Source organism: Streptomyces sp. NPDC006687, assembly GCF_040636215.1.
In the GTDB taxonomy this organism is placed as follows: domain Bacteria; phylum Actinomycetota; class Actinomycetes; order Streptomycetales; family Streptomycetaceae; genus Streptomyces.
In genome coordinates this window covers 20184-42447 of the sequence record NZ_JBEYJJ010000009.1, presented here as the reverse complement: position 1 = coordinate 42447, position 22264 = coordinate 20184, and the positions used below count along the sequence as shown (strand labels likewise).

Below are 22264 nucleotides of genomic sequence, written 5' to 3'. Positions count from 1 at the left end.
GGCTCGAACGGGGGCAGCGGTTACGCCTCGGGGTGGTTCAGGCCGTCGCGGTTCTCTCCGTCATCGCCGGCCGAGGTGCCGGTGGGATCGGATTCCTGGGTGTCGAAGCGGTCCTGCACACAAGCAAGCTGCTCGATCGCGATGAGCAGTGGAGAGGTTCCGGTTTCTTCGGGCTGACGTTTGGCCATGGTCGGCTTCGCTCGCTTCCTGCCGAAGTGGGCTGGACGTGCTCGGAAGTATGGAACCCTGCCCGCTCGAACGTCTGTACGCAAGATGTGAACGAGCCCCATCCAGGCGCTACCGAGCGGGTATCGCCCAGCCAGTGGCTGGGCGATACATAGCGCAGGATCCCCGGTTTCCGAAACCGGGGATCCTGCGGAAGATGGACTGCACCACCGCCACGTCCTACCCGTCCACCGAAAGGAGCCCGCCAAGAGCCAGCACCGCGTCCCGGCGCGACCAGCCGTGACTCTCCAGGGCATCGCCGCCCCGGCTGCACCGGCCTAGGCTGCGGCGTAGGACAACCGGAACAGGTCCACTGCCCGCTCCACGTCCCTCTCCGAGCGCAGCTGGACCTCCAGATCGCCTGTGCCGTGATGCCCGAGCCCTCTTACGTCCCTGGTAAATCCTGGTACGAGGTCGACGGCCTCTGGGGCCGCCTTGAGGTAGACGAGCAGCTTGTCCTGCCGCGACGTCACACAGGCGAAGTTGCGCAGGCGCTGGTACGCGTCGTACTGCTTGCGCTCGACCTTCGTCACGTCGGCACCCAGGGCCAGCAGCGCTTCGTCAACCACTGCGGCCAGCTCCACCATCGCCCCCGCCGGATTCGGCCGCGATGCCGCACCGCCGGCGTTCCCGCGGCGCATGCGCGAGGCTGCTTTGGGCTGCACCGCGACGGAAGCGACCGTCTCTAGAGCGATGAGGCCCTTTCCGTAGAGGCGGTAACGCACAAGGTCGATCGACCGACGGTGCTCCCGGACGGCGTGAAGGTCGTACCGGGTGTAGTCCCCCGCGACACAGATCAACCTCGGCGCCTTCCACATCACCTGGGCCGCAGCCGCAGACCCCAGGCGCTCGCGCACCAGGGCATGGAACTCCTGCCGGTGGTCGACCAACCAGGCCATGTAGAACAGGCCCTGCGAGAGGACACCCGGGTCGGTGGCCCTCTTGTACTCGACGATCACGGGCGAGCCGTTCTCGTCCAGCCCGAGCGAGTCGATACGCCCTCCGTGCACGGGGCCGGTGCTGTATTCGCTCGCCAGGAACCGCACTCCCAGCATGGCCTCCATCGCGCCTTCGACGAGGGCCTGCACCTCCGCCTCTTCATCGGCCAATCGCGGCGCAACCTCCGTGACGCCGCCCTTCGTGCTGAACAACCTCAGCGTCGACACCCCCCATCGTCGACATCCCCCAACACGAGCGGCTTCGGGACTATTTCCGAAGGTGAGCGATCCCCTTGGCCGACTACGGAGCGTCAACGGGAGCTAGGGGCGCCTGCCGCGCCGCCCCACACACGAAAAGCCGCCTTCCCACCAGGCTCTGCGCCCGGCGGGAAGGCGGCTTTTCGTGCATGACGCCCCGTCAGCAGAGGGGGCGATCGTGCGTCACGCGTGCGTCAGACGTGCGTCACGTGCGTCAGACGTGCGTCAAGATATCGCCCGTAACGCACGTAGCGCACATAATGCACACTCGACAAAGGTGCAGGTCAGACGCCCTTTGCCGTGGGTTCAAGGATCGCCACGCACTCAACATGGTGGGTCATCGGGAACAAGTCGAGGCATCCGGCGCATGGGGGCTCCGTCGTAGCTGACGCCCAGTGCCACCCAGCGACGCTCGTTGGGTCCAGCAAGGCACGGCTGAGGGCAGAAGACGCTTACCTCAAGGCGAGCGCCCGACCCGCCGGTTGTCGGGGTGAAGAGGTCGGCGTCGTCGCATACCCGCCAGTGGGTTGGCGCTTGGGCCGATCCGGTGCGTGTCGGATACCGGTTCCCCGGGGGCCGAGCCGCCAGGAAGAGCTCGGCGGTCGCGCGGGCGGTCCGCGTCCGGTCCGGGTGCGGTCGAGGTGCGCGGCGGTGAAAGCCCCTTCGCAGAGCTGTGCAAGGGCTGCGACGAGTCGGCTGTCCGTGTCAGCGCCGAGAAGAGGCGTGTGAAAAGGACGAGCAGTCAGGCACGGTCATCGGCGATGGCCGCCCGGATTCCCTCATGGTGGGGTTACTCCGCCGCGGCGTTGGTGAAGAGGCAGCCGCGGAAGCCTGGCTCCTTCACCCGACTATGCGGCCGATGCGCGGTGGAATATAGCTGGAAATCCCCGGTTTCCGAAACCGGGGATCGTGTAGATGATCGAAACTCCACCGCCGTTTCCCTGCACTCGAGTCGAAAGGTACCTGTCGTCCGATGGCACAGCTTCGATCTCATAATCCCTAGCGCCACCCTGCTCCGGGAGCGCCACGGCGCCCAAGACTCGATCCGGAAGCGGACCGCCGCCCCACAGCCCGAACGGAATGCCACGCGCCTTTCCGTCTCGGGATGGGCGCATCGATCACTCATTGAGCCGCAGCCCCTCAAGAGCAGATCGATGCCTCGGAAGGGGCTCTCTGGAAGCTGCACGCGCCAGCGGAGTTGTTCTCCGTGTGCGAATCCGGCGGTCTATCGCTGGACTTTTCAAACGTTCCCCCTATGGTCGTCGTCCCACCAGTCCTCCACCCAGGAGAGCGTGACCGACCTGTCTCTTACACCGACTCGCCCGATCGGCGCCCTGCGCCACCGCAAGGACCCCATGTCATCCCAGGAATCCGCGAAGAGCGGACGAAACGTTTCCCCCGATCTGGTCACGGGCAAGTGGCTAACGACCGATGAACTCGCAGGCATCTTGAACGTCGATCCCTCCACGCTCCGTCGCTGGCGGACTGCTCGCCCGTTGCAAGGGCCGCCGTTCATCCCTGTCTCGGATCGCGTCACCCTCTACAGCGCGATTGACGTCGAGCACTGGCTTCGCAGTCGCCGTGTCGATCCCGAACAGGCGGCCTGACATGGCGATAGCGACACCCACCGCCGCTGTCGAAGCCGTTCCGATCGGGGTCCGTCTCACCGCTGATGTCGAGTACCGGCCCAATCGCCCTTCGCCCTACCGGGCACGCGTGCGCTGGTGGGACCCCGAGACCAAGTCCCGCAAGTCCATCTCTGAGGCCAAGGAGACCGAGGACGAAGCCCAGGAGTGGATCTCGGCCTTGGTCGAGGCCGCCCAAGCCGGCATCAACCCGTCGCTTGCCACCATGCCGCTGGCCGACTACGGGACCGCGAACATGGACCTCGCGCTTCGAGGGCTGGAACTCAAGACGCTCGACCCCTATATGGCCGGTTGGCGTCTGCGCGTAGTGCCCTCCCTCGGGCACCTGCCGGTTCGAATGATCACCAATGGCGCCGTGGACCGCACGGTCTACCGGTGGATCGCAGACGAGCTCAGCCGCTCCACCGTGAAGAACACCATCGCCGTCCTCGTGCGTGTCATGGAGCAGGCCGTTCGCGACGGGCTCATCAAGGTCAACCCCGCCCGGGTCAGCGGCTGGCAGCGCCAGTACCAGCAGGTCGAGGACGAACTCAACGACCCGCGTGCGCTCGCTCTGCCCGACTGGGAGACCCTCCAGGCCCTCGCCAAGGCTCTGGTCGCTCGCTCATACGGCCAATACCAGGGCTGGGGCGACGTGGTCACGTTCGCCGCATCCACAGCAGCCCGCATCGGCGAAGTCTCCGGAGTCCGCGTCAAGGACATCGACACCGACAACTGGATCTGGACCGTACGACGGCAGACCACCCCCGCCCAAGGCGGGCTCGTCGATAAGGCCACCAAGGGAAAGCGCGCCCGCAAGGTACCCCTCATCGAAGAAGTACGGCCGATGGTTGCCCAGCGGCTGCTGGCCGTCGGTAATGACCCCGATGCCCGGATCTTCTTCGGACCGCGTGGCGGTCGCATCTCCACCGCGGTCCTGCGCGACGCCACTCACTGGGACGACGTCGTCACGGAACTCGGCTTCGAGCACCTCCGACGGCACGACCTGCGCCACACCGGACTGACCTGGTTCGCCGACGCCGGCGTGCCGCTCCACGTCCTGCGCAAGATCGCCGGCCACGGCTCGCTGACCACCACTCAGCGATACCTGCACCCCGATGCCGGCCAGATCACCGCCGCTGGTGCCGCGCTGTCTGCGTACCTCATGGTGCTCCGTGCACCTCGTTCGCTGCCAGTCACGGCCGTCACCGCGGTCTGACCCACACGGACCGACCTGGTCCCCAACTGGTCCCCAAAAACGATCAAGGGGCCGTTTCGGATTGCTCCAAAACGGCCCCTGACCTGCGACTCTTTCGAGTCGGGACGACAGGATTTGAACCTGCGACCCCTTGACCCCCAGTCAAGTGCGCTACCAAGCTGCGCCACGTCCCGTTGTGCCTGCGACCTGGGGTTTCCCCCTCGTGGCGGGCACATGCAGAAGATTACCGCACGTCGAGGGGTGCCCGTGCACCGGTGAGCGGGGCGGAGGAGGATGGGCGGGTGGACGGTCGGGAGCGGGATCGCGATGGTGGGGGGCGGGCGCGCAGTGCGCGGCCGCGGGACGGGCTGGGGCGGCCTCTGCCGTACGGGGCCGAGGGGGTGGCGCGGCAGCCCGAGGGGGTGGTGCGGGCGCCCGGGGAGACGGTCGCGGAGGCGCAAAGGCTGCTGGACGCGGGGATGCCGTTCCACGCCCACGAGGTGTTCGAGGACGCCTGGAAGTCCGGGCCGGAGCAGGAGGCCGCCCTGTGGCGGGGGATGGCGCAGCTCGCCGTCGGGCTGACGCATGCCGCCCGGGGGAACTCCGTCGGCGGGGCCCGGCTGTTGCGGCGCGGGGCCGGCGGGCTGGCCGGGCGGGAGGGCGCGCACGGGCTGGACCTGGCCTCACTGGTGGCGTGGGCCCGGGAGCTGGCCGGGCGGGTGGAGGCCGGGGAGCGGATCGACGCGGCGGCCGAGGCGCCCCGTCTCACCGGCCCGGCGGCCTGATCCGGAGAGCCGAGGCCCTATGCGGAGGCGGGCTCCAGGAGGTCCCAGCGGTTTCCGTAGAGGTCCTCGAAGACGGCGACGGAGCCGTACGGTTCGTGGCGCGGCTCCTCCAGGAAGCGGACGCCCTCGGCGGTCATCCGGGCGTGGTCGGCGGCGAAGTCGTCGGTGTAGAGGAAGAAGCCGACCCGGCCGCCGGTCTGGTCGCCGACGCGTGAGCGCTGGGCGTCGTCCTTGGCGCGGGCCAGGAGCAGGGCGGACTCCCGGGCGCCGGGCGGGCGGACGACGACCCAGCGGGAGCCGTCGGGGCGGGGGGTGTCCTCGGCGAGTTCGAAGCCGAGGGCGCGGGTGTAGAAGTCGACGGCCTCGTCGTAGTCGCGGACCAGGAGGGCGGTGAGGGCGAGGTGGGAAGGCATGCCCTCATTGTGCGGGCGGGCCGAGGAGGACCACGTCCAGGGTGCGGGGTCCGTGGACGCCCTCGACCCGGTCGAGTTCGATGTCGCTGGTGGCCGAGGGGCCGGAGATCCAGGTCAGCGGGCGGACCGGGTCGAGGCGGGCGAGGGCCTGCGGGACGGAGTCCACGACCTGGCCGGGGACGCGGACCACGCAGACGTGGTGGTCCGGGACCAGGGTGATGCGGCGCCGGCCCTGGCCGGGGCCGCCATCGAGGACGATCGTGCCGGTCTCGGCGATGGCCAGGGCGCAGCCGGTGACCACGCTGTCGACGCCGTCCAGCTCGTGCGGGGTGGAGGACGCCTGGTCTGGGACGGGGGTCGCGGAGGTCCGGGCGAGCCAGTGCGCGGGCAGGCCCGGCGGGACGAGGACCGTCCGGGAGGCGGAGAGCAGGCGGGCGAGGAGGGGCGCCAGGCCGGCCTCGTCCGTGCGGTGGACCCGCGCCCGGTACTCGGCCAGGTGGGCGGCGAGGAGGTCCGCCGACTGGGCGGGGGTGCGGGCGCCGTGGACGTGGAGGTAGTCCCGGGGAATGGCGGCCAGGCCGGCGGCGGGGCCGGTGTCCGCCGGGGTGGTCCGCTGGGCCCTGCGGATGCGGGCGAGGATGCGGTCCTTCGTGGTCATGTGCGGGTTCCCCGTTCTCGCAGCCACCAGTCGCGGAAGGGTTCCGCCGGGATGTCGGGCAGGTCGCGGGTGGCGGTCCAGGCGCGGCCCGGGCCGGGGAGGCGGCGGGGGCGCAGGCGGCGGGCCCGGGCGAGGAGGCGTTCGCCGGCGCGCAGTGCGCCCGGGTGGTCGAGGAGGAGCCTGGCCGCGCGCAGGGCGGCCCGTTCGGCGGTGTGGCCGTCGGCGGGCCGCAGCCGTACGCGGATCCCCTCGCGGGTGACGGGGCCGCCCTGGGCCACGCGTTCGCGCAGGTGGACCAGGACCTCGGGGATGTCGATGGCGACGGGGCAGACCTCGTAGCAGGCCCCGCACAGGGTGGAGGCGTAGGGCAGGGTGGCGTCGACCGCGCTGGCGGTGCCGCGCAGTTGGGGGCTGAGGATGGCGCCGATGGGGCCGGGGTAGACGGAGCCGTAGGCGTGGCCTCCGGCGCGTTCGTAGACGGGGCAGACGTTGAGGCAGGCGGAGCAGCGGATGCAGCGCAGGGCCTGGCGGCCGGTCTCGTCGGCGAGGGTGTCGGTGCGGCCGTTGTCGAGGAGGACGAGGTGGAAGGCGGAGGGGCCGTCGCCGTCGAGGGTGCCGGTCCACATGCTGGTGTACGGGTTCATCCGCTCGGCCGTGGAGGAGCGCGGCAGGGTCTGGAGGAAGACCTCCAGGTCGCGGAAGGTGGGGACGACCTTCTCGATGCCGACGACCGAGATCAGGGTCTCCGGCAGGGTGAGGCACATCCGGCCGTTGCCCTCGGATTCGAGGACGACCATCGTCCCGGTCTCGGCGACCATGAAGTTGGCGCCGGAGACGGCCACTTTGGCGCGCAGGAACTTCTCCCGCAGGTGCAGCCGGGCGGCCTCGGCGAGTTCGCGCGGGTCGTCGCCGAGGCCCTCGGGGCCGGGGCGCCCCCATCGGCCCATCTCGGTGCGGAAGATGCCCTGGATCTCGGCGCGGCCCCGGTGGATGGCGGGCACCAGGATGTGGGAGGGCCGGTCGTGGCCGAGCTGGACGATGAGCTCGGCGAGGTCGGTCTCGTACGCGGCGATCCCGGCGGCTTCGAGTGCCTCGTTGAGGCCGGTCTCCTGGGTGGCCATCGACTTGACCTTGACGACCTCGCGTTCTCCGGTGGCCAGGACCAGCGCGGTGACGATGCGGTTGGCCTCCTCGGCGTCGGCCGCCCAGTGCACGGTGCCGCCGGCCGCGGTGACGGCCTCCTCCAGTTGGAGGAGGTAGTGGCCGAGGTGGCGGAGGGTGTGGTCCTTGAGGGCCTTGCCGGCCTCGCGCAGCCGGTCCCAGTCGGCGAGTTCGGTGACGGCGCTGGCCCGCCGGCCGCGGATGGTGTGGGTGGCGCGGCGGAGGTTGGCGCGCAGGACCTCGTCCCGTACGGCCTCTCCCGCGGCTTCGGGGAAGGGCGGGAAGGCGGGCATGCCCAGGTGGGTGCGCGTCATCGCAGCGGGTCCTCCTCGGTCGATGCCAGGATCTCGGCGATGTGCAGGGTCCGCAGCGGGGCCCCGGCGCGGCGGAGGGTGCCCCCGAGGTGGGCGAGGCAGGAGTTGTCGGCCCCGCACAGCACCTCGGCGCCCGTGGCCAGGGCGGCGGCGGTCTTGTCGGCGCCCATGGCGGCGGAGACGTCCGGGTTCTTGACGGCGAAGGTGCCGCCGAAGCCGCAGCACTCCTCGGCGCCGGGCAGTTCGAGCAGTTCCAGCCCCTTGACGGCGGCCAGCAGCCGCCGGGGGCGCTCGCCGAGCCCGAGGGTGCGCAGGCCGTGGCAGGAGGGGTGATAGGTCACGGTGTGCGGGAACCAGGCGCCGACGTCGGTCACGCCGAGCACGTCCACCAGGAACTCGGTGAGCTCGTACACGCGCGGAACGAGCCCCTGTGTGAGCTCCTCCAGTGCGCTCCCCCGCCCCTCGCGCACGGCCAGACGGGCGATCCGCGGATAGTGCGCGCGGATCATCGCGGCGCAGGAGCCGGAGGGGGTGACGACGTGGTCGTAGCCGGCGAAGGCGCGGGCGGTGCGCCGCAGCAGCGGTTCGGCCTCGCGGCGGTAGCCGGTGTTGTACTGCGGCTGCCCGCAGCAGCTCTGGGCCGCCGGGAAGTCCACGTCGACTCCGAGCCGCTCCAGCAGGCGGACGACGGCGATGCCCGTAGCGGGGTAGAGGGCGTCGTTGACGCAGGTGACGAACAGGGCGACACGCATGGTGGGCACAATAGCCCGGTGAAGAAGTTCTCAGTGATCGGTATAGGCGCGGGCGATCCGGACCACCTGACCCTGCAGGCGGTCAAGGCGATCGGTGCGGCGGACGCATTCCTCATCCTGGAGAAGGGGGAGGAGAAGGCGGATCTGACGGGGCTGCGGCGCACCATGCTGGAGACGTACGCCCGCCCCGGCCACCGCCTGGTGGAAGGCCGCGACCCCGATCGCGACCGGACCCCGGCGGACTACGCGCCGACGGTGGACGGCTGGCGCAGCGCCCGGGCGGAGCTCTTCGAGCGGTTCATCGCCGAGGACCTGGCCGAGGGCGAGACGGGCGCGTTCCTGGTGTGGGGCGACCCCTCCTTGTACGACTCCACGCTCGCGATCCTCGACGAGGTGCTGGAGCGCGGCCGGGTGGCGTTCGAGCACGAGGTGGTGCCGGGCATCAGCAGTGTGTCGGCGCTGCTGGCGCGGCACCGCACCAACCTGAACCGGGTGGGGCGCCCGGTCCAGATCACCACGGGGCGGCGGCTGGCGGAGGGCTGGCCGCAGGACGTGGACGACGTGGTGGTGATGCTGGACGCGCGGCACGCCTTCACCGCCCACCTCGACCAGGACCTGTTCATCTACTGGGGCGCCTACGTGGGCACCCCGGACGAGATCCTGGTCTCGGGCAAGCTGTCGGAGGTGTCCGGCCGGATCGAGGAGCTGCGGACCGAGGCCCGGGCCCGCAAGGGCTGGATCATGGACACCTATCTGCTGCGCCGCCCCTGAGCCGGCCGCCGGTTCACCGCAGACAGGCGGGTCACCGCAGGTAGGCGGGCAGGGCGGCGGCGAGGCGTTCGTACTCCTCGGGCCGGTTGTAGACCTGCCCGCAGACCCGCAGCCCGCCGCCGCCCGGCCAGGGCCAGACCAGTACCCGGATACGGAGCTTCGCGGCGAGTTCCTCGCGCAGTGCCCTGGCCTCCTCCCGGGTTTCGGCCACGCCGGGCGGCAGCAGCAGGGAGCGCAGCGCCAGGCCGGGGGTGTGCGGCAGCGGGGTCATTCCCGGGATCCGGGCGAGCAGGCCGGCCCCGTAGCCGGCCAGGGCGCTGTTGTGGGTCCGGACCCGGTCGGCGCCGAGCCGCTCCAGGAGGTCGAGGCCCTCGGGGGCGGCGAGCCAGCCGGTGTAGTCGAAGGTGGCCCGGTACTCGACGGAGAGCGGGAAGCCCCGGTGGTCCTCCCAGGACGGGCTCAGCGAGCGGACGCGGGCGCGGTGGGCGGGGGCCACGGCGAGCAGGCCGCTGCCGGAGGGGGCGTACCCCCATTTGTGCAGGTTCCCGAACCAGAAGTCGGCGCCGGCGGCGATCGGCTCGGCCAGCATCCCGGGGGCGTGGGCTCCGTCGACGACGGTGGTGATCCCGCGCGCGGCGAGGTCGGCCAGGAGCCGGGGGCCGGCGATGAGGCGGGCGGTGGGTGAGCTGATGTGGTCGAGCACGGCCACCTTGGTGCGGGGCGTGACCCCGGCCAGTACGGCCTCCCGTACGGCGTCCTCGTCGGGGAGGCGGGGGTCCAGGGCCACGGTGGTGACCTTGGCGCGGCGGGCCGCGGCGGCGACGACCGTGCCGTAGCCGTGGTCGGTGACCAGGATCTCGTCGCCTTCGGCGAGGGGGATGGCGTCGAGGGCGAGGTTGGCGCCCTCGGTGGCGTTGGAGATGAAGGACAGGCCCTCCGGGTCCGCTCCCAGGCGCGCCGCGATCCGGCCGCGGGCTGCGGTGAGCCGGTCGGCGACCCCGTTGAAGAAGGCGTCGGGGTCGGCGTGGGCCTCGGTCAGCAGGGCCTGCTGGGCCTCCTGCACGGGCAGCGGGACCGCCCCGTACGAGCCGTGGTTGAGGTGGGCGACGGCGGGGTCCAGCCGGAAGAGGGCGGGGCCGCCGGGGAAGGCGGAGGGGGCGTTCGGTTCGGTCACGGGGGCCTCCGGGTCGGGGACGGCGGGCGGGCCCGGCCTCGTGGGCGGGCTCCGGCAGCATGCGGGGCGCCCGGGGCGGAGGGAAAGGGCCGCTTGGGCGGGATTGGCCTGGCGGGCCACCCGTGGCGCCCCTTTTCGACGCCTGTGCTACCCCTGCCGGCCGCTCGTCGCGGCGTAGTACTGGAGGTCCTGGACGGGCACCTCCCGGTCGACGGGGTACGGGAGTTCCACCGCCGCCGTGGCCTTGCCGTCGCGCACCAGCCGGGCGGAGCTGATGCCCGGTCCCAGCGGGACCAGGGCGGAGTGCACCCCGGCCGGGGCCTGCTGCTCCCGGACGGTCCGGCCGACGGTGGTACGGATCGTCCCGGGGCGGGTCAGGAAGCTGAGCACCTCGACCGTGTCCCGGGCCTCGGCGCTGCCCTTGCGCAGGGACATCACCAGGGACTGGGCGCCCGTCGGGCCGGTGTCCGCGAACTGGGTGCGGGCGGTGAGGTAGAGGGTGTCGCGGACGACGGGGGGCCAGCGGCCGGTCTTGAAGCGGGTCAGGTAGTACGAGCTGAGGTCCAGGTAGGCGTAGCCGTTGTGCAGGGAGGGCGCGAACTGGCTGCCCTCGGAGTAGTCGTTCCAGGTGGTCAGCTGGACCCAGTCGGCGCCGTCGTCGATGGCGTGGCTCCAGGTGGAGCGCAGGGTGGCGGTGTTGCCGGCCTCGTCGTAGACGCCCTGGTTGGGGCGGGAGTCCTGGACGGACACGGGCTGCATCCAGACCTTGCCGAGCTCGTGGGCCCGCCGCACGTCGGCGGTGGCACCCTCCTGGCCGGCGTAACTGCGGCTGCCCCACTCGGAGAACCCGTAACTGATCGGCGCGAACGCCGCGCTGTGGGCGTCGAAGTCGAGGAACAGCGGGACGAAGGCGGTCCGGATACCGTGCCGGCTGCTCAGCGTGCCGAGCATCCGGCTCCACCAGCCGGGGTCCTTCTGCTCCGCCTTGAACGGCGACAGGACGAGACGGCCGTCGGCGAGCCGGTGGGCGGCCGGGGATGCGGCGAGGGTGGCGACGGCCGCGGCGAGCACGGCCGGGTCGTCGGTGTCCAGCGCGGTCATGTCGGGCATCAGCATGATCCGGAAGGCGGGGTCCACCGCGTGGGCCGCCCGCATCAGCTGCCCGGCCCGCTCCCAGTTCTTGCCGGAGAGGGAGAGCAGGTCGAGGGTGAACCCGTCGATCCCCGCGTCACGCGCGGTACGCACCTCCCGCTGGAGGTTGGCGTACTCCCAGTCGCCGCCCTGGGGCGGGACGGGCAGGGGCCGGTCGCGCAACAGGCCGCCGTACCGCTGGTGCTTGCCGTTCTCGCCCGCGGGGTCGAGGTAGTTGCGGGTGTAGTAGTCGCTCTCGGCGCTCGCGTTGTCCAGGGAGAGCGGATAGGGGGTGAAGTAGTGGGCGAACACCAGCTTCTTCCCCGCCTCCCCGGCCCGCAGCGCGGCCGGCCCGGGCAGGTCGAAGGGCAGCGCCCCACCGGAACGCGGAGCGGCGGCCCCGGAGGGGTCCCCGGCGAGCCCGGTGGCGGCACCGAGCCCGACGAGCAGGAAGAGCGAGAGCAGCACCGCCGGTAAGACCCTGCTCCCCCGCAGCCGCGTGCGTCGCCGATGCGCCCGCCCGCCGTTCCACCGGTCACCCGCCATCATCGAGCCCCTTCCAGCTGCCCGCCCCGCCGGGGGCTGCACAGCAGTACAGCCGATCCACGCGGCGGGGACAACCGTTCCCGGGTCGCGGATACGGGTCCGCCCCGGCCGGCTGCGTGCCGGTCGGGGCGGGTCCGTGGCCGTGGGGCCCGCGGGGTCAGCCCAGGAGGGCGAGAGCCTTGTTCAGCGTGGCCGACGGGCGCATGACGGCCTCGGCCTTGGCCGGGTCGGGCTGGTAGTAGCCGCCGATCTCGGCCGGGGAGCCCTGGACGGCGATGAGCTCGGAGACGATGGTCTGCTCCTGCTCGGCCAGCGTCTTGGCGAGCGGCTCGAAGGCCGCCGCCAGCTGGGCGTCGTCGCTCTGGCCGGCCAGCTCCTGCGCCCAGTACAGGGCGAGGTAGAAGTGGCTGCCGCGGTTGTCGATGCCGCCGAGGCGACGGGTCGGCGACTTGTCCTCGTTGAGGAAGGTGCCGGTGGCGCGGTCGAGGGTGTCGGCCAGGACCTGGGCGCGGGCGTTGCCCGTGGTGGTGGACAGGTGCTCGAAGGAGGCGGCCAGCGCGAAGAACTCACCGAGCGAGTCCCAGCGCAGGTAGTTCTCCTTGACCAGCTGCTGGACGTGCTTCGGGGCGGAGCCGCCGGCGCCCGTCTCGAAGAGGCCGCCGCCCGCCATCAGCGGGACGACCGACAGCATCTTGGCGCTGGTGCCCAGCTCCAGGATGGGGAAGAGGTCGGTCAGGTAGTCGCGCAGCACGTTGCCGGTCACCGAGATGGTGTCCTCGCCGCGGCGGATGCGCTCCAGGGAGTACTTCGTGGCCTCGACCGGGGAGAGGATCTCGATGGTCAGGCCCTCGGTGTCGTGCTCGGCGAGGTACGTCCGCACCTTGGCGATCAGCTGCGCGTCGTGGGCGCGGGTCTCGTCCAGCCAGAAGACGGCCGGGGCGCCGGTGGCGCGGGCGCGGGTGACGGCGAGCTTGACCCAGTCCTGGATCGGCAGGTCCTTGGTCTGGCAGGCGCGGAAGATGTCGCCGGCGGCGACCTCCTGCTCGATGAGGACGTTGCCCGCGGCGTCGACGACGCGGACGGTGCCCGCGGCGGCGAGCTCGAAGGTCTTGTCGTGGCTGCCGTACTCCTCGGCCTTCTGGGCCATGAGGCCGACGTTCGGCACCGAGCCCATGGTGGACGGGTCGAACGCGCCGTGGGCGCGGCAGTCCTCGACGACGGCCTGGTAGACGCCGGCGTAGCTGCTGTCGGGGAGGACGGCGAGGGTGTCGGCCTCGGCACCGTCCGGGCCCCACATGTGGCCGGAGGTGCGGATCATGGCCGGCATGGAGGCGTCCACGATGACGTCCGACGGGACGTGCAGGTTGGTGATGCCCTTGTCCGAGTCGACCATCGCCAGGGCCGGGCCCTCGGCGATCTCGGCGTCGATCGACGCCTTGATGGCGTCGCCGTCGGGGAGGGCGCCCAGGCCGCTCAGGATGCTGCCGAGGCCGTCGTTCGGGGACAGGCCGGCGGCGGCCAGGGTCTCGCCGTAGCGGGCGAAGGTCTTGGGGAGGAAGGCGCGGACCACGTGGCCGAAGATGATCGGGTCGGAGACCTTCATCATCGTGGCCTTGAGGTGCACGGAGAACAGGACGCCCTCGGACTTGGCCCGGGCGATCTGGTCGTTGAGGAAGGTGCGGAGCGCGTCGGCGTGCATGACGGACGCGTCCACGACCTCGCCGGCGAGGACCGGTACGGACTCGCGCAGGACGGTGGTGGCGCCGTCGGCGGCCACGTGCTCGATGCGCAGGGTGCCGGGCTCGGAGACGACGACGGACTTCTCGGTGGAGCGGAAGTCGTTCGCGCCCATGGTGGCGACGTTCGTCTTCGACTCGGGGCTCCAGGCACCCATGCGGTGCGGGTGGGCCTTGGCGTAGTTCTTCACCGAGGCGGGGGCGCGGCGGTCGGAGTTGCCCTCGCGCAGGACCGGGTTGACGGCGCTGCCCTTGACCTTGTCGTAGCGGGCGCGGATGTCGCGCTCCTCGTCGCTCTTCGGGTCGTCCGGGTAGTCCGGAAGGGTGTAGCCCTGGCCCTGGAGCTCGGCGATCGCGGCCTTCAGCTGCGGGATCGAGGCCGAGATGTTGGGCAGCTTGATGATGTTGGCCTCGGGGGTCTTCGCCAGCTCACCGAGCTCGGCGAGGGCGTCGGCGATGCGCTGCCCCTCCTCGAGGTACTCCGGGAAGAGGGCGATGATCCGGCCGGCCAGGGAGATGTCACGGGTCTCGACATTCACACCGGCCGTCGACGCGTACGCCTGCACCACGGGCAGGAAGGAATACGTCGCGAGGGCCGGGGCCTCGTCAGTGTGCGTGTAGATGATGGTCGAGTCAGTCACCGGATGCTCCGCTCCACAGTCTGCGTCTCTCGTCTGCAACATTGCTCGACATCAAGATATCTCGTGATCGGCCCGGTCAGGACAGCCCCCTGCCGCAACGCGAGCGAGACGCGTGTCACGGCCCGCACGCGGAAGCGCCGTCACCGGCTGTGACGAGCCGGTGACGGCGCTACGGCGTACGGGTCGTGCGGCGGTGGATCAGGCGGCGATCTGCTTCGGGTTCGGGCCGTACACGTTCGGGCCGGCGTCACCCTCGGTGGCCATCAGGATGATCATCCAGATGAAGCCGACGAACGGGATCAGGCTGACGAGGTACCACCAGCCGGACTTCCCGGTGTCGTGCAGCCGGCGGACCGAGACCCCCAGGGACGGGAGGAACACGGCGAGGGTGTAGATCCAGGTGATGACCGGGTAGCTGCCGAGCGCGAAGTCCAGGATCGTCAGCACGATGACGATCGGGATGTTCCACAGCAGGAACATCCAGTACTCCTGGCGGCGCGCTCGACCCTGGAAGTCGGCGTACCGCTTGATGACATCGAGGTAGTAGTTCACGAGCCCCCCTTGGGACGGAACCTGCGACCCGCCCCGAAAACGGGGCGGGGCCGGTTTCATTCCCTCCCTACGGCGCCTTCAAGCCACTTGGACCCCTCGGTCTCAGCCGATGTGGAAGGAGTCCCCGTACACCTTCCAGTCCAGCGGGGTGTTCAGGTTCAGGTTGCCCTTCCTGAGGAAGACCCGCTGGGCGGTGTCGACGCGGCTGGTGTCGCTGTGCGCCTCCTCCTGCTTCATCGCCCAGACCCGGGCGTCGAGGAAGGCGTTCAGCCAGGTGGTCTCGTTGCCGCCCTGGGCCGGGGGCTTGGCCTTGGACAGGGCCCGCTTGCGGATGTTGCGGAAGCTGGTGGAGTCGCCGCCGTCGCCGTGCATGACGATGGCGTCGTAGTAGATGAACTGGCCGAGGGTGCCCACGCCGTCGGACTTGCCCTGCTTGACGGCGGGGTCGAAGTAGACCCGGTCGCGCTCGTGGTCCTGGGCCTTCCTGAACTCCGGGTCCTGGGCGGCCTTCGCCCAGTCCTTGGTGAAGTTAGGGTCCAGGCCCTTGTGCGAGTCGGTGCCGTCCACCTTCCGCAGGGCGGGAAGGTACTTGGCGAGCACGTTGCCGGGCTTGACCTGGGTGTAGTACTCGACGAGGTCGAGCATGTCGCCCGTGCCGGAGCAGAAGCCGATGATGCCGGCGGTGTAGCCGCGGCCGTCGCGTATGTCCTCGATGTACTTGTACTGCGCCTTCCAGTCGAGGGAGGAGTTCTCCGCGCTGGAGACGATCTGCATGGCGATGTCCTTCTTCGCCGGGTCGTCCAGTCCGGCCGCCGCACGGGCGGCGGCCGGGACCGGGGAGGCGAACGCGGCGGGCGCGGCCTGGGCCGCGGCCGGGGCGGTGAGGAGGGCGGCGCCGAGGAGGGCGCCGAGGGTCATGGCGGTACGGCGGGTGGTGAACACAGGGCCTCCGTAAGGGCGTTGAGCCGTGAGTGTTCCGTTAGGAAACTTTCCTACCAGACCTCGCAGGCGCAGAGAACCCCTCGGACGGCCCCTGTCCGGAAGCCGTCCGTCCGCAAAGGGGACTCAGAGCCAGCCGTTGCGGCGGAAGCCGCGGTGGATGACCCAGCAGGCCACCGCCATCACCCCGAGGACCAGCGGGTAGCCGTACGTCCAGTGCAGCTCGGGCATGTGGTCGAAGTTCATGCCGTAGACCCCGCACACCATCGTCGGGACCGCCACGATCGCCGCCCACGCCGTGATCTTGCGCATGTCCTCGTTCTGAGCGACCGTCACCTGGGCCAGATGCGCCTGGAGTACGGAGTCGAGGAGCCCGTCGTACGCCGCGATCTGCTCGGTGGCGCGCGTCAGATGGTCGGCGACATCGCGGAAGTACGCCCGGGCCTCCGCCGGGATGACCGGTATCGGCTGCGTGGCGAGGTGTTCCAGCGGCCTCCCCAGCGGGGCCACCGCCCGGCGCAGTTCGAGGAGTTCGCGCTTGAGCTGGTAGATCCGGCCCGCGTCGCCGCGTGCGCCGTGCTCGCTGAACACGGCCGTCTCCACGGCGTCCATATCGCTCTGCACCGCGTCCGTGACGGCCACGTAGTCGTCGACCACATGGTCGGCGATGGCGTGCAGGACGGCCGCCGGCCCCTTGGCCAGCTGGTCCGGCTCGGCCTCCAGGGCCTCGCGGACGGGGCCGAGGGTGCCGTGGCCGCCGTGCCGGATGGTGATGACGAAGTCCCCGCCGACGAAGGCCATCAGCTCGCCGGTCTCCACCACTTCGCTGGTCGCCGTCAGCTCCTCGTGCTCGACGTAGCGGACGGTCTTGAACACCGCGAAGAGGGTCTCGTCGTAGCGCTCCACTTTGGGCCGCTGGTGCGCGTGGACGGCGTCCTCGACGGCCAGCGGGTGCAGTCCGAGCAGCTCCGCGAGCCCGGCGAGCTCCAGCTGCGAGGGCTCGTGCAGGCCGATCCAGACGAAGCCCTGGCCCGTCTTGCGCACCCGGCGCAGCGCCTCCTCGACCTCCGCGCAGCCGTCCTGGCGGATGCCGTCCTGGTACACCACGCAGTTGACCACGGCGCTGCCCAGCGGCGAGCGGGCGGGGTGGCTGAGGTCGACGGCCCGCCGGTAGCCGCGGCGCACGGCCCGGCGCAGATGGTTGAACATGGACAAGGAACTTCCCTTCGGCGGATCAGCGGCCAGTCTGCCACCGCCTCGCCAAAGGGCCCGCCGCAGGTCAGCCCCGGTCGATGAAGACGCTGGTGGACTTGACCCGCGCCGTGGCCCGCGAGCCCACCTCCAGGCCCAGCTCCTCCACCGCCTCGCGGGTCAGCAGGGAGACGACGCGGTGCGGTCCGGCCTGGATCTCGACCTGGGCGTCCACGGTGCCGAGCTTCACGCCGGTGACGATGCCGGGGAAGGCGTTGCGCGCCGAGGTGTACGGGGCCTCCCCGCCCTCGGCCCCCTCCTTCGCCGCCTCGACGCAGAACGCCGCCAGGTCCGGGCCGTCGACCATGCGGCGGGCGCCCTCGCGGCGGGTGGGGAAACGCTCGGCGTCGGCCCAGCGGCGGGCGGTGTCGACGCTGACGCCGAGCAGCCGGGCCGCCTGGCCGATGGTGTAGGACTCCATGGGCCGCAGCTTAGGGCGGGGGCGGGCGGGCGGCTAACAGGCCGGGGAGGAACCCTTCTGGCCGGTGAGGTCGCGGTTGTAGAGCCAGCCGGTCTGGTTGGTGCCGTCCACGCGCACGAACGTCCACTGGTTCCCGTACGAGTTGACGACGTAGCAGTGGTACCAGAGCTTCGTGCCGCTCTTGACCAGGCTGCCCTGGGCGCACTGCTGGTAGGGCGCGGCGAGCAGGTGGTGGTCGCCCGATATGTAGCCGTAGGTCCCGGGCTTGGGGTCCTTGTGGGTCCAGCCGGCGCAGCCCGTCGGCACGGGCTTCGGCTTGGCCGCGGCGGACGGGGACGCCGACGGGGAGGGCGAGGCCGTGCCCTTCTTGGAGGAGCTCGGGGAGGGGCCGGACGGGGACGGGGAGACGGACGGCGCCGGGCCCGCCGTGCCGGGCCGGGTGGCCGCCGGTGGGGCGGGGGTGGCGGCGGGCCGGGTGGCGGCCGTGGCGTGACCCTTCTTGCCGTCGCCGGTGGAGGTGAGGGCGTACGTGACGCCTCCGGCGGCGAGGACGGCGGCCACGGCGACGGCGACCGCCGCCGGGCCCCGGCCCCGCGCCCGGCCCGTCGGCTGCCGCCCCGGGGGACCGTCGCCGCCGTGCGGGGGGTACGGGGCGTACGGGGACGGGGCGTGGGGCGGCTGCGGAAACGATCCGGCGCCGCCGGGCCCGACGGCCGCCGGCGCAGGCCCGAAACCGGCGGGCGCCCCGGCCCCGGGCGCCGCGACGCGCGCGGTCGCCGGTCCGGAGGCGCTTCCGGCGCCGGCGGGCGGGGGCGCGAGGGGGGACGCGGCCGTGGGCGCAGGCCCGAAGCCGCCGGCCACCGGCCCGGCCGCCCCAGCTGCCGCACTGGCCCCGCCGGGCCCGTAAGTCCCACCAGCCCCATTGGCCCCACCGTCCCCACCGGCCCGGTCGGCTCCAAAGGCCCCAGTGGTCCCACCGGCCCTGTCGGCTTCGAAGGCCCCACCGGCCCCGCCGTTCGCCACCGCCTCCAGCAGCGCGCGGGCCTGCCCGGCGGTCGGACGGGACTCGGGGTCCTTCGCCATCAGCGCCTGGAGCACCGGCCCGAGCGGGCCCGCCCGGCGGGCCTCGGGCAGCGGGTCGGCGACGATCGCGGAGAGCGTCGACCACACCGAGGTCCGGCGGAACGGCGACACGCCCTCCACCGCCGCGTACAGGGTCATCCCCAGCGACCAGATGTCCGAGGCGGGCCCGGGTTCCCGCCCCTGCGCCCGCTCCGGGGGCAGGTAGTCGAGGGAGCCGACGATCTCCCCGCTGCGGGTCAGCTTCGCCAGTTCCTCGTCGTCGGGGGCCTGCATGCTGGCGATGCCGAAGTCGGTGAGGACGACCCGCCCGCCCTCCTCCAGCAGCACGTTGGCGGGCTTGACGTCCCGGTGCAGGACACCGGCCCGGTGGGCGGCGTCCAGGGCGTCCGTCAGCTTCGCGCCGATCGCCGCCGCCTCGTACGGGTCCAGCGCGCCCCGCCGTTCGACCACCGCGTCCAGCGAGGGGCCGTCCACGAGTTCCATCACGATGACGGGGAGCCCCTGCTCCTCGGTGACGTCGTGCACGGTGACCACGCCGGCGTGCCGGATCCGCGCGGCGGCCTGCGCCTCCCGCCGCATCCGGGTCCGCAGGTCGGCGAGTTCGGCGGGGCTCGCGTCGGTGTAGGCCCGCAGGACCTTGACGGCGACCTCCCGGCCGAGGACCTCGTCGACCGCCCGGGCGACCACGCCCATGCCGCCGCGGCCGACCACCGCGGTCACCCGGTAGCGGCCCGCGAGTGCCCTGCCGACCAGGTCTCCGTCGTTCGCCTGCTCCGATGGCACCGGCACCGCCCGCTCCGTTCCCTCACCGGCCGTCCGTCCACGGCCTGCCGCAGCCAAGCGTAGAGGCATGATCACGTCAGGGTTCACCGGGTCGGCGGGGGCCGGATCAGCGCGAGCGGTCCCCGGCGGGGGCACCCGGGGCGGACCGCCCGGGCGGCAGGAGCGCCGTGCGGGCGGTCTCGGCCACCAGCCGGGCCACCACCGCCAGCGCGGGCGAGTCCAGCTTCCACTGCTGCCAGTACAGCGGCACGTCCAGCGTCCGCCCCGGCGTCAGCCGTACGAACGCCCCCGTGCGCAACAAGGGTTCCGCCTGCGGCTGCGGTACCAGGCCCCAGCCCAGCCCCGCCGCCACCGCGTCACGGAAGCCCTCGGAGGTCGGCACCTGGTGGCGGGTGGCCGAGGCGCCCGAGGGGTCCCCGGTGAGCGTGCGGACGAAGGCGTCCTGGAGGTCGTCGCGGCGGTCGAAGACGATGGTCGGCGCCTCGCACAGGTCCACCGCCGGGTCCCCGCCCAGGTGGCGGGCGGCGAAGCCGGGGCTGGCCACGGGCAGGTAGCGGGCCAGGCCCAGCGCGCGCACGGTGCATCCCGCCACCGGGTCCGGCGAGGAGGTGACGGCCGCCATCACCTGGCCCTCGCGCAGCAGGGCCGTGGTGTGGGACTCGTCCTCCCGGTACAGCTCGAAACAGACGGGCGGGTCCTGCGGGACCCGGCTGAGCACGGGCAGGAACCAGGTCGCCAGGGAGTCGGCGTTCACCGCGATCGGCAGCCGGACCGCTCCCTGGCCGTCGGCCGTCCCCATCCCCAGCTCGGCGCGGGCGTCACGCTCCAACCGGGCCAGCTGACGGGCGAAGCGGACCACGACTTCCCCCGACTCGGTGGCCCGTACCGGTTTGGTGCGCATCAGCAGGACCCGCCCGGTGCGCTGTTCCAGGGCCTTCACCCGCTGGCTCACGGCGGAGGGGGTCACGTGCAGGGCGGCGGCGGCCGCGTCGAAGGTGCCCTCGTCCACCACCGCGAGGAGGGTGCGCACCTGGTCCAGGGGAAGCTCGTCCATCACGAACGCTAAGGGTACGTAAAAATCTTTAGCTGTACTGATTGCCGCGCCCTGCCTACGGTCGGAGGCATGAACAACGGCATCACCACAGCGCTCCTGGCCGGCTTCGGCACCGGCCTCTCCCTCATCGTCGCCATCGGCGCGCAGAACGCCTTCGTGCTCCGGCAGGGCGCGCGCCGGCATGCCGTGCTGTGGGTGGTCGCCATCTGCGCCGTCTCGGACGCGGCCCTCATCGCCCTCGGCGTGGGCGGCGTCGGCGCCTTCGTCACGGCCTGGCCCGCCGCCCTGACGGCCGTCGGCATCGCCGGGGGCGGCTTCCTCGTCTGTTACGGGATCCTCGCCGCCCGCCGGGTGCTGCGCCCCGCCCCGGGCGCGGCCCTCACCGCCGGGGGCGCCGCCTCCGGGTCGGCGCGCGCGGCCGTGCTGACCTGCCTGGCCATGACCTGGCTCAACCCGCACGTCTACCTGGACACCGTCCTGCTGGTGGGCTCGCTGGCCGCCGACCGGGGCGATCTGCGCTGGGCCTTCGGGGCCGGCGCCGTCCTGGCGAGCCTGACCTGGTTCACCACGCTCGGCTACGGTGCCCGGCTGCTGAGCGGGCTGCTGGCGAAGCCGGGGGCCTGGCGGGTGCTGGACGGGCTGGTGGCCGCGACCATGGTCACGATGGGCGGCATGCTCCTGGCCCGGGCCTGAGGGCGCGGGCTGCCAGACGGGGACGTGGTACTGATTCCGTCAGGCGCGGCCCTCACGGCCGCCCCGCCGACACCTGGAGCCGTCACCGTGCCCGACCGACCGTCGCCCGAGGCCCTGCGCGCCTACTACGCCGCCCAGCCGTCCCCGCTCGTCGCCGCGACCGGGATCGTCCTGGACACGGCCGGGCGGGTCCTCGTCCTCACTCCTTCCTACAAGGACGGCCGCGAACTGCCCGGCGGCACGGTGGAGGAGGGTGAGACGCCGGAGGAGGGGCTCGCGCGGGAGCTGAGGGAGGAGCTGGACCTGGCCGTGCCGGCCGGCCGGCTGCTCGCGGTGGACTCCTGCGCGCCCGGCGCGCTCGGGCGCTCGCTCGTGGTGCACCTGTACCTGGTGGGACCGCTCTCCGCCGAGCGGGCCGGGGCGCTGTCCTTCCCCGACGGGGAGGTCACCGAGGCCCGCTGGCTCTCCCCCGAGGAGGCGGTGCGGCAGCTGCCCGCCCGGCTCGCTCCCCGGCTGCGCGCCGCGCTGGCCGCGCTGTACTCGGGCTCCTTCGCGCACCTGGTCGAGGGGGTCGTCCAGCCCGGCTCCCCGGCCGGCCTCGACCCGGCGGACCGGGCGGCCCGCGAACAGGCGGGCGGCTACGAGGCCGCCGCCCACCGGGCCGCCCGGCCGAAGGCCCTCACCGCGGCGAACGTGCTCTTCACCGACGGGGCCGGCGGGGTGCTGCTCGTCCGGCCCGGCTACGGCGAGCCGGGCCGGTGGCTGCTGCCCGGAGGCGGGGTCGACAGCGATCTCGGGGAGACGCCCCGGGCCGCCGCCGCACGGGAGGTCCGCGAGGAGATCGGGCTGGACCGGGCGCCGGGCCGCCTCCTGGCCGTCAACTGGTCCCACCGTCCGGGATACCCGGCGCGGGTGCGGTTCCTGTACGACGGCGGGGTGCTCGACGCGGCGGCGCTGAGCCGGATCCGGCTGGAGCCCACGGAGCTGCTGGAGTGGCGCACCGCCCGCCGCGGGGACCTGCGCGAGCTGGTGAAACCGCATCTGCGCCGGCAGATCAAGGCATGCCTCAAGGCCCTCGCGGAGGGCACCGGCCCCCTGGAGCTCCACCGGGGCCGGCCCGTCTGATCCTCCCCCGCCCGCCTACCCCGGGGGAGTATGCGGG

Annotated in this window: 21 protein-coding genes and 1 tRNA gene; 6 read left to right on the top strand and 16 right to left on the bottom strand. The window is 72.3% G+C overall.

What is annotated here, in order from left to right; genetic code table 11:
* Nucleotides 1–20 precede the first annotated feature (20 nt).
* Nucleotides 21–188 carry a hypothetical protein gene (locus tag ABZ716_RS13705; RefSeq protein WP_358958789.1) on the bottom strand — a complete coding sequence of 56 codons (168 nt, stop codon included), beginning with the start codon at nt 186–188 and terminating at the stop codon, nt 21–23.
* A 315-nt stretch (nt 189–503) separates the two neighbouring features.
* Nucleotides 504–1391 (bottom strand): DUF5655 domain-containing protein, encoded by an 888-nt coding sequence (locus ABZ716_RS13700; protein WP_358958786.1) that lies wholly within the window; start codon nt 1389–1391, stop codon nt 504–506.
* Nucleotides 1392–2713: 1322 nt separating this feature from the next.
* On the opposite strand from ABZ716_RS13700, the gene ABZ716_RS13695 reads away from it, so the two are divergent.
* Together ABZ716_RS13695 and ABZ716_RS13690 are read left to right on the top strand one after the other, a co-directional pair.
* On the top strand, nt 2714–3028 hold the full coding sequence (locus tag ABZ716_RS13695) for a helix-turn-helix domain-containing protein (protein WP_358958784.1): 315 nt from the start codon (nt 2714–2716) through the stop codon (nt 3026–3028).
* Between the two features lies 1 nt (nt 3029).
* Nucleotides 3030–4265, top strand: coding sequence for a site-specific integrase (locus ABZ716_RS13690; protein WP_358958781.1), 1236 nt, complete (start codon nt 3030–3032; stop codon nt 4263–4265).
* Nucleotides 4266–4364: 99 nt separating this feature from the next.
* Here ABZ716_RS13690 and ABZ716_RS13685 read toward each other — a convergent pair.
* Nucleotides 4365–4438 (bottom strand) — tRNA-Pro (locus ABZ716_RS13685).
* Between the two features lie 108 nt (nt 4439–4546).
* Between ABZ716_RS13685 and ABZ716_RS13680 the strand changes: the two genes are divergently transcribed.
* Nucleotides 4547–5029, top strand: a complete 483-nt coding sequence (locus tag ABZ716_RS13680) for a DUF309 domain-containing protein (protein WP_358958779.1) — start codon at nt 4547–4549, stop codon at nt 5027–5029.
* A 17-nt stretch (nt 5030–5046) separates the two neighbouring features.
* On the opposite strand, the gene ABZ716_RS13675 is transcribed toward ABZ716_RS13680, so the two are convergent.
* Genes ABZ716_RS13675 through ABZ716_RS13660 form a run of 4 tightly spaced genes read right to left on the bottom strand, consistent with a single transcriptional unit; the run spans nt 5047 to nt 8327 of the window.
* Nucleotides 5047–5442: a VOC family protein gene (locus tag ABZ716_RS13675; RefSeq protein ID WP_355967467.1), complete on the bottom strand. Its 396-nt coding sequence runs from the start codon at nt 5440–5442 to the stop codon at nt 5047–5049.
* A 4-nt stretch (nt 5443–5446) separates the two neighbouring features.
* Nucleotides 5447–6100: an LUD domain-containing protein gene (locus ABZ716_RS13670; protein ID WP_358958777.1), complete on the bottom strand. Its 654-nt coding sequence runs from the start codon at nt 6098–6100 to the stop codon at nt 5447–5449.
* A complete protein-coding gene (locus ABZ716_RS13665) occupies nt 6097–7575 on the bottom strand; it encodes a lactate utilization protein B (protein WP_358958774.1) in 1479 nt (492 codons plus the stop codon). The genes ABZ716_RS13670 and ABZ716_RS13665 overlap by 4 nt, the downstream gene beginning before the upstream one ends.
* Complete coding sequence (locus ABZ716_RS13660; RefSeq protein WP_358958772.1) at nt 7572–8327, bottom strand: (Fe-S)-binding protein; 756 nt, start codon at nt 8325–8327, stop codon at nt 7572–7574. The genes ABZ716_RS13665 and ABZ716_RS13660 overlap by 4 nt, the downstream gene beginning before the upstream one ends.
* 18 nt (nt 8328–8345) lie before the next feature.
* Here ABZ716_RS13660 and cobF point away from each other — a divergent pair, with 18 nt between their 5' ends.
* Nucleotides 8346–9098, top strand: coding sequence for a precorrin-6A synthase (deacetylating) (cobF, locus tag ABZ716_RS13655; protein WP_358814103.1), 753 nt, complete (start codon nt 8346–8348; stop codon nt 9096–9098).
* A 31-nt stretch (nt 9099–9129) separates the two neighbouring features.
* Here the strand turns inward: cobF and ABZ716_RS13650 are convergent, their stop codons facing one another.
* The 9 genes from ABZ716_RS13650 to ABZ716_RS13610 all read right to left on the bottom strand — a co-directional run bounded on the left by ABZ716_RS13650 (nt 9130) and on the right by ABZ716_RS13610 (nt 20409).
* On the bottom strand, nt 9130–10272 hold the full coding sequence (locus ABZ716_RS13650; protein WP_358814104.1) for an aminotransferase class V-fold PLP-dependent enzyme: 1143 nt from the start codon (nt 10270–10272) through the stop codon (nt 9130–9132).
* 147 nt (nt 10273–10419) lie between these two features.
* Entirely contained in the window at nt 10420–11871 is a 1452-nt protein-coding gene (locus ABZ716_RS13645; protein ID WP_358958769.1) for a glycoside hydrolase family 71 protein, read from the bottom strand.
* Nucleotides 11872–12106: 235 nt separating this feature from the next.
* A complete protein-coding gene (locus ABZ716_RS13640) occupies nt 12107–14326 on the bottom strand; it encodes an NADP-dependent isocitrate dehydrogenase (protein WP_358958767.1) in 2220 nt (739 codons plus the stop codon).
* A gap of 198 nt (nt 14327–14524) precedes the next feature.
* Nucleotides 14525–14878: a DUF805 domain-containing protein gene (locus tag ABZ716_RS13635; protein WP_351890366.1), complete on the bottom strand. Its 354-nt coding sequence runs from the start codon at nt 14876–14878 to the stop codon at nt 14525–14527.
* 102 nt (nt 14879–14980) lie between these two features.
* Complete coding sequence (locus tag ABZ716_RS13630; protein ID WP_358959144.1) at nt 14981–15796, bottom strand: chitosanase; 816 nt, start codon at nt 15794–15796, stop codon at nt 14981–14983.
* A gap of 147 nt (nt 15797–15943) precedes the next feature.
* Nucleotides 15944–17026, bottom strand: a complete 1083-nt coding sequence (corA, locus tag ABZ716_RS13625; RefSeq protein WP_358814108.1) for a magnesium/cobalt transporter CorA — start codon at nt 17024–17026, stop codon at nt 15944–15946.
* A gap of 70 nt (nt 17027–17096) precedes the next feature.
* A complete protein-coding gene (locus tag ABZ716_RS13620; protein WP_351890371.1) occupies nt 17097–17489 on the bottom strand; it encodes a TOBE domain-containing protein in 393 nt (130 codons plus the stop codon).
* Between the two features lie 33 nt (nt 17490–17522).
* Nucleotides 17523–19355 (bottom strand): serine/threonine-protein kinase, encoded by a 1833-nt coding sequence (locus tag ABZ716_RS13615; protein ID WP_358959141.1) that lies wholly within the window; start codon nt 19353–19355, stop codon nt 17523–17525.
* 106 nt (nt 19356–19461) lie between these two features.
* Complete coding sequence (locus ABZ716_RS13610; protein WP_358958764.1) at nt 19462–20409, bottom strand: LysR family transcriptional regulator ArgP; 948 nt, start codon at nt 20407–20409, stop codon at nt 19462–19464.
* Nucleotides 20410–20478: 69 nt separating this feature from the next.
* Here ABZ716_RS13610 and ABZ716_RS13605 point away from each other — a divergent pair, with 69 nt between their 5' ends.
* On the top strand, nt 20479–21102 hold the full coding sequence (locus ABZ716_RS13605) for a LysE/ArgO family amino acid transporter (RefSeq protein ID WP_355967488.1): 624 nt from the start codon (nt 20479–20481) through the stop codon (nt 21100–21102).
* A gap of 87 nt (nt 21103–21189) precedes the next feature.
* The gene (locus tag ABZ716_RS13600) at nt 21190–22227 is read left to right on the top strand and encodes an NUDIX hydrolase (RefSeq protein ID WP_358958762.1); all 1038 of its coding nucleotides are present in this window, start codon (nt 21190–21192) and stop codon (nt 22225–22227) included.
* Nucleotides 22228–22264: the final 37 nt, after the last annotated feature.

Bases quoted from the DNA above. Each gene is read 5' to 3' on its own strand.
- ABZ716_RS13610 (WP_358958764.1), bottom strand. From the start codon at position 20,409: ATGGACGAGCTTCCCCTGGACCAGGTGCGCACCCTCCTCGCGGTGGTG.
- ABZ716_RS13665 (WP_358958774.1), bottom strand. From the start codon at position 7,575: ATGACGCGCACCCACCTGGGCATGCCCGCCTTCCCGCCCTTCCCCGAA.
- ABZ716_RS13620 (WP_351890371.1), bottom strand. From the start codon at position 17,489: ATGGAGTCCTACACCATCGGCCAGGCGGCCCGGCTGCTCGGCGTCAGC.
- ABZ716_RS13690 (WP_358958781.1), top strand. From the start codon at position 3,030: ATGGCGATAGCGACACCCACCGCCGCTGTCGAAGCCGTTCCGATCGGG.
- corA (WP_358814108.1), bottom strand. From the start codon at position 17,026: ATGTTCAACCATCTGCGCCGGGCCGTGCGCCGCGGCTACCGGCGGGCC.
- ABZ716_RS13705 (WP_358958789.1), bottom strand. From the start codon at position 188: ATGGCCAAACGTCAGCCCGAAGAAACCGGAACCTCTCCACTGCTCATC.
- ABZ716_RS13670 (WP_358958777.1), bottom strand. From the start codon at position 6,100: ATGACCACGAAGGACCGCATCCTCGCCCGCATCCGCAGGGCCCAGCGG.
- ABZ716_RS13605 (WP_355967488.1), top strand. From the start codon at position 20,479: ATGAACAACGGCATCACCACAGCGCTCCTGGCCGGCTTCGGCACCGGC.
- ABZ716_RS13660 (WP_358958772.1), bottom strand. From the start codon at position 8,327: ATGCGTGTCGCCCTGTTCGTCACCTGCGTCAACGACGCCCTCTACCCC.
- ABZ716_RS13675 (WP_355967467.1), bottom strand. From the start codon at position 5,442: ATGCCTTCCCACCTCGCCCTCACCGCCCTCCTGGTCCGCGACTACGAC.
- ABZ716_RS13630 (WP_358959144.1), bottom strand. From the start codon at position 15,796: ATGACCCTCGGCGCCCTCCTCGGCGCCGCCCTCCTCACCGCCCCGGCC.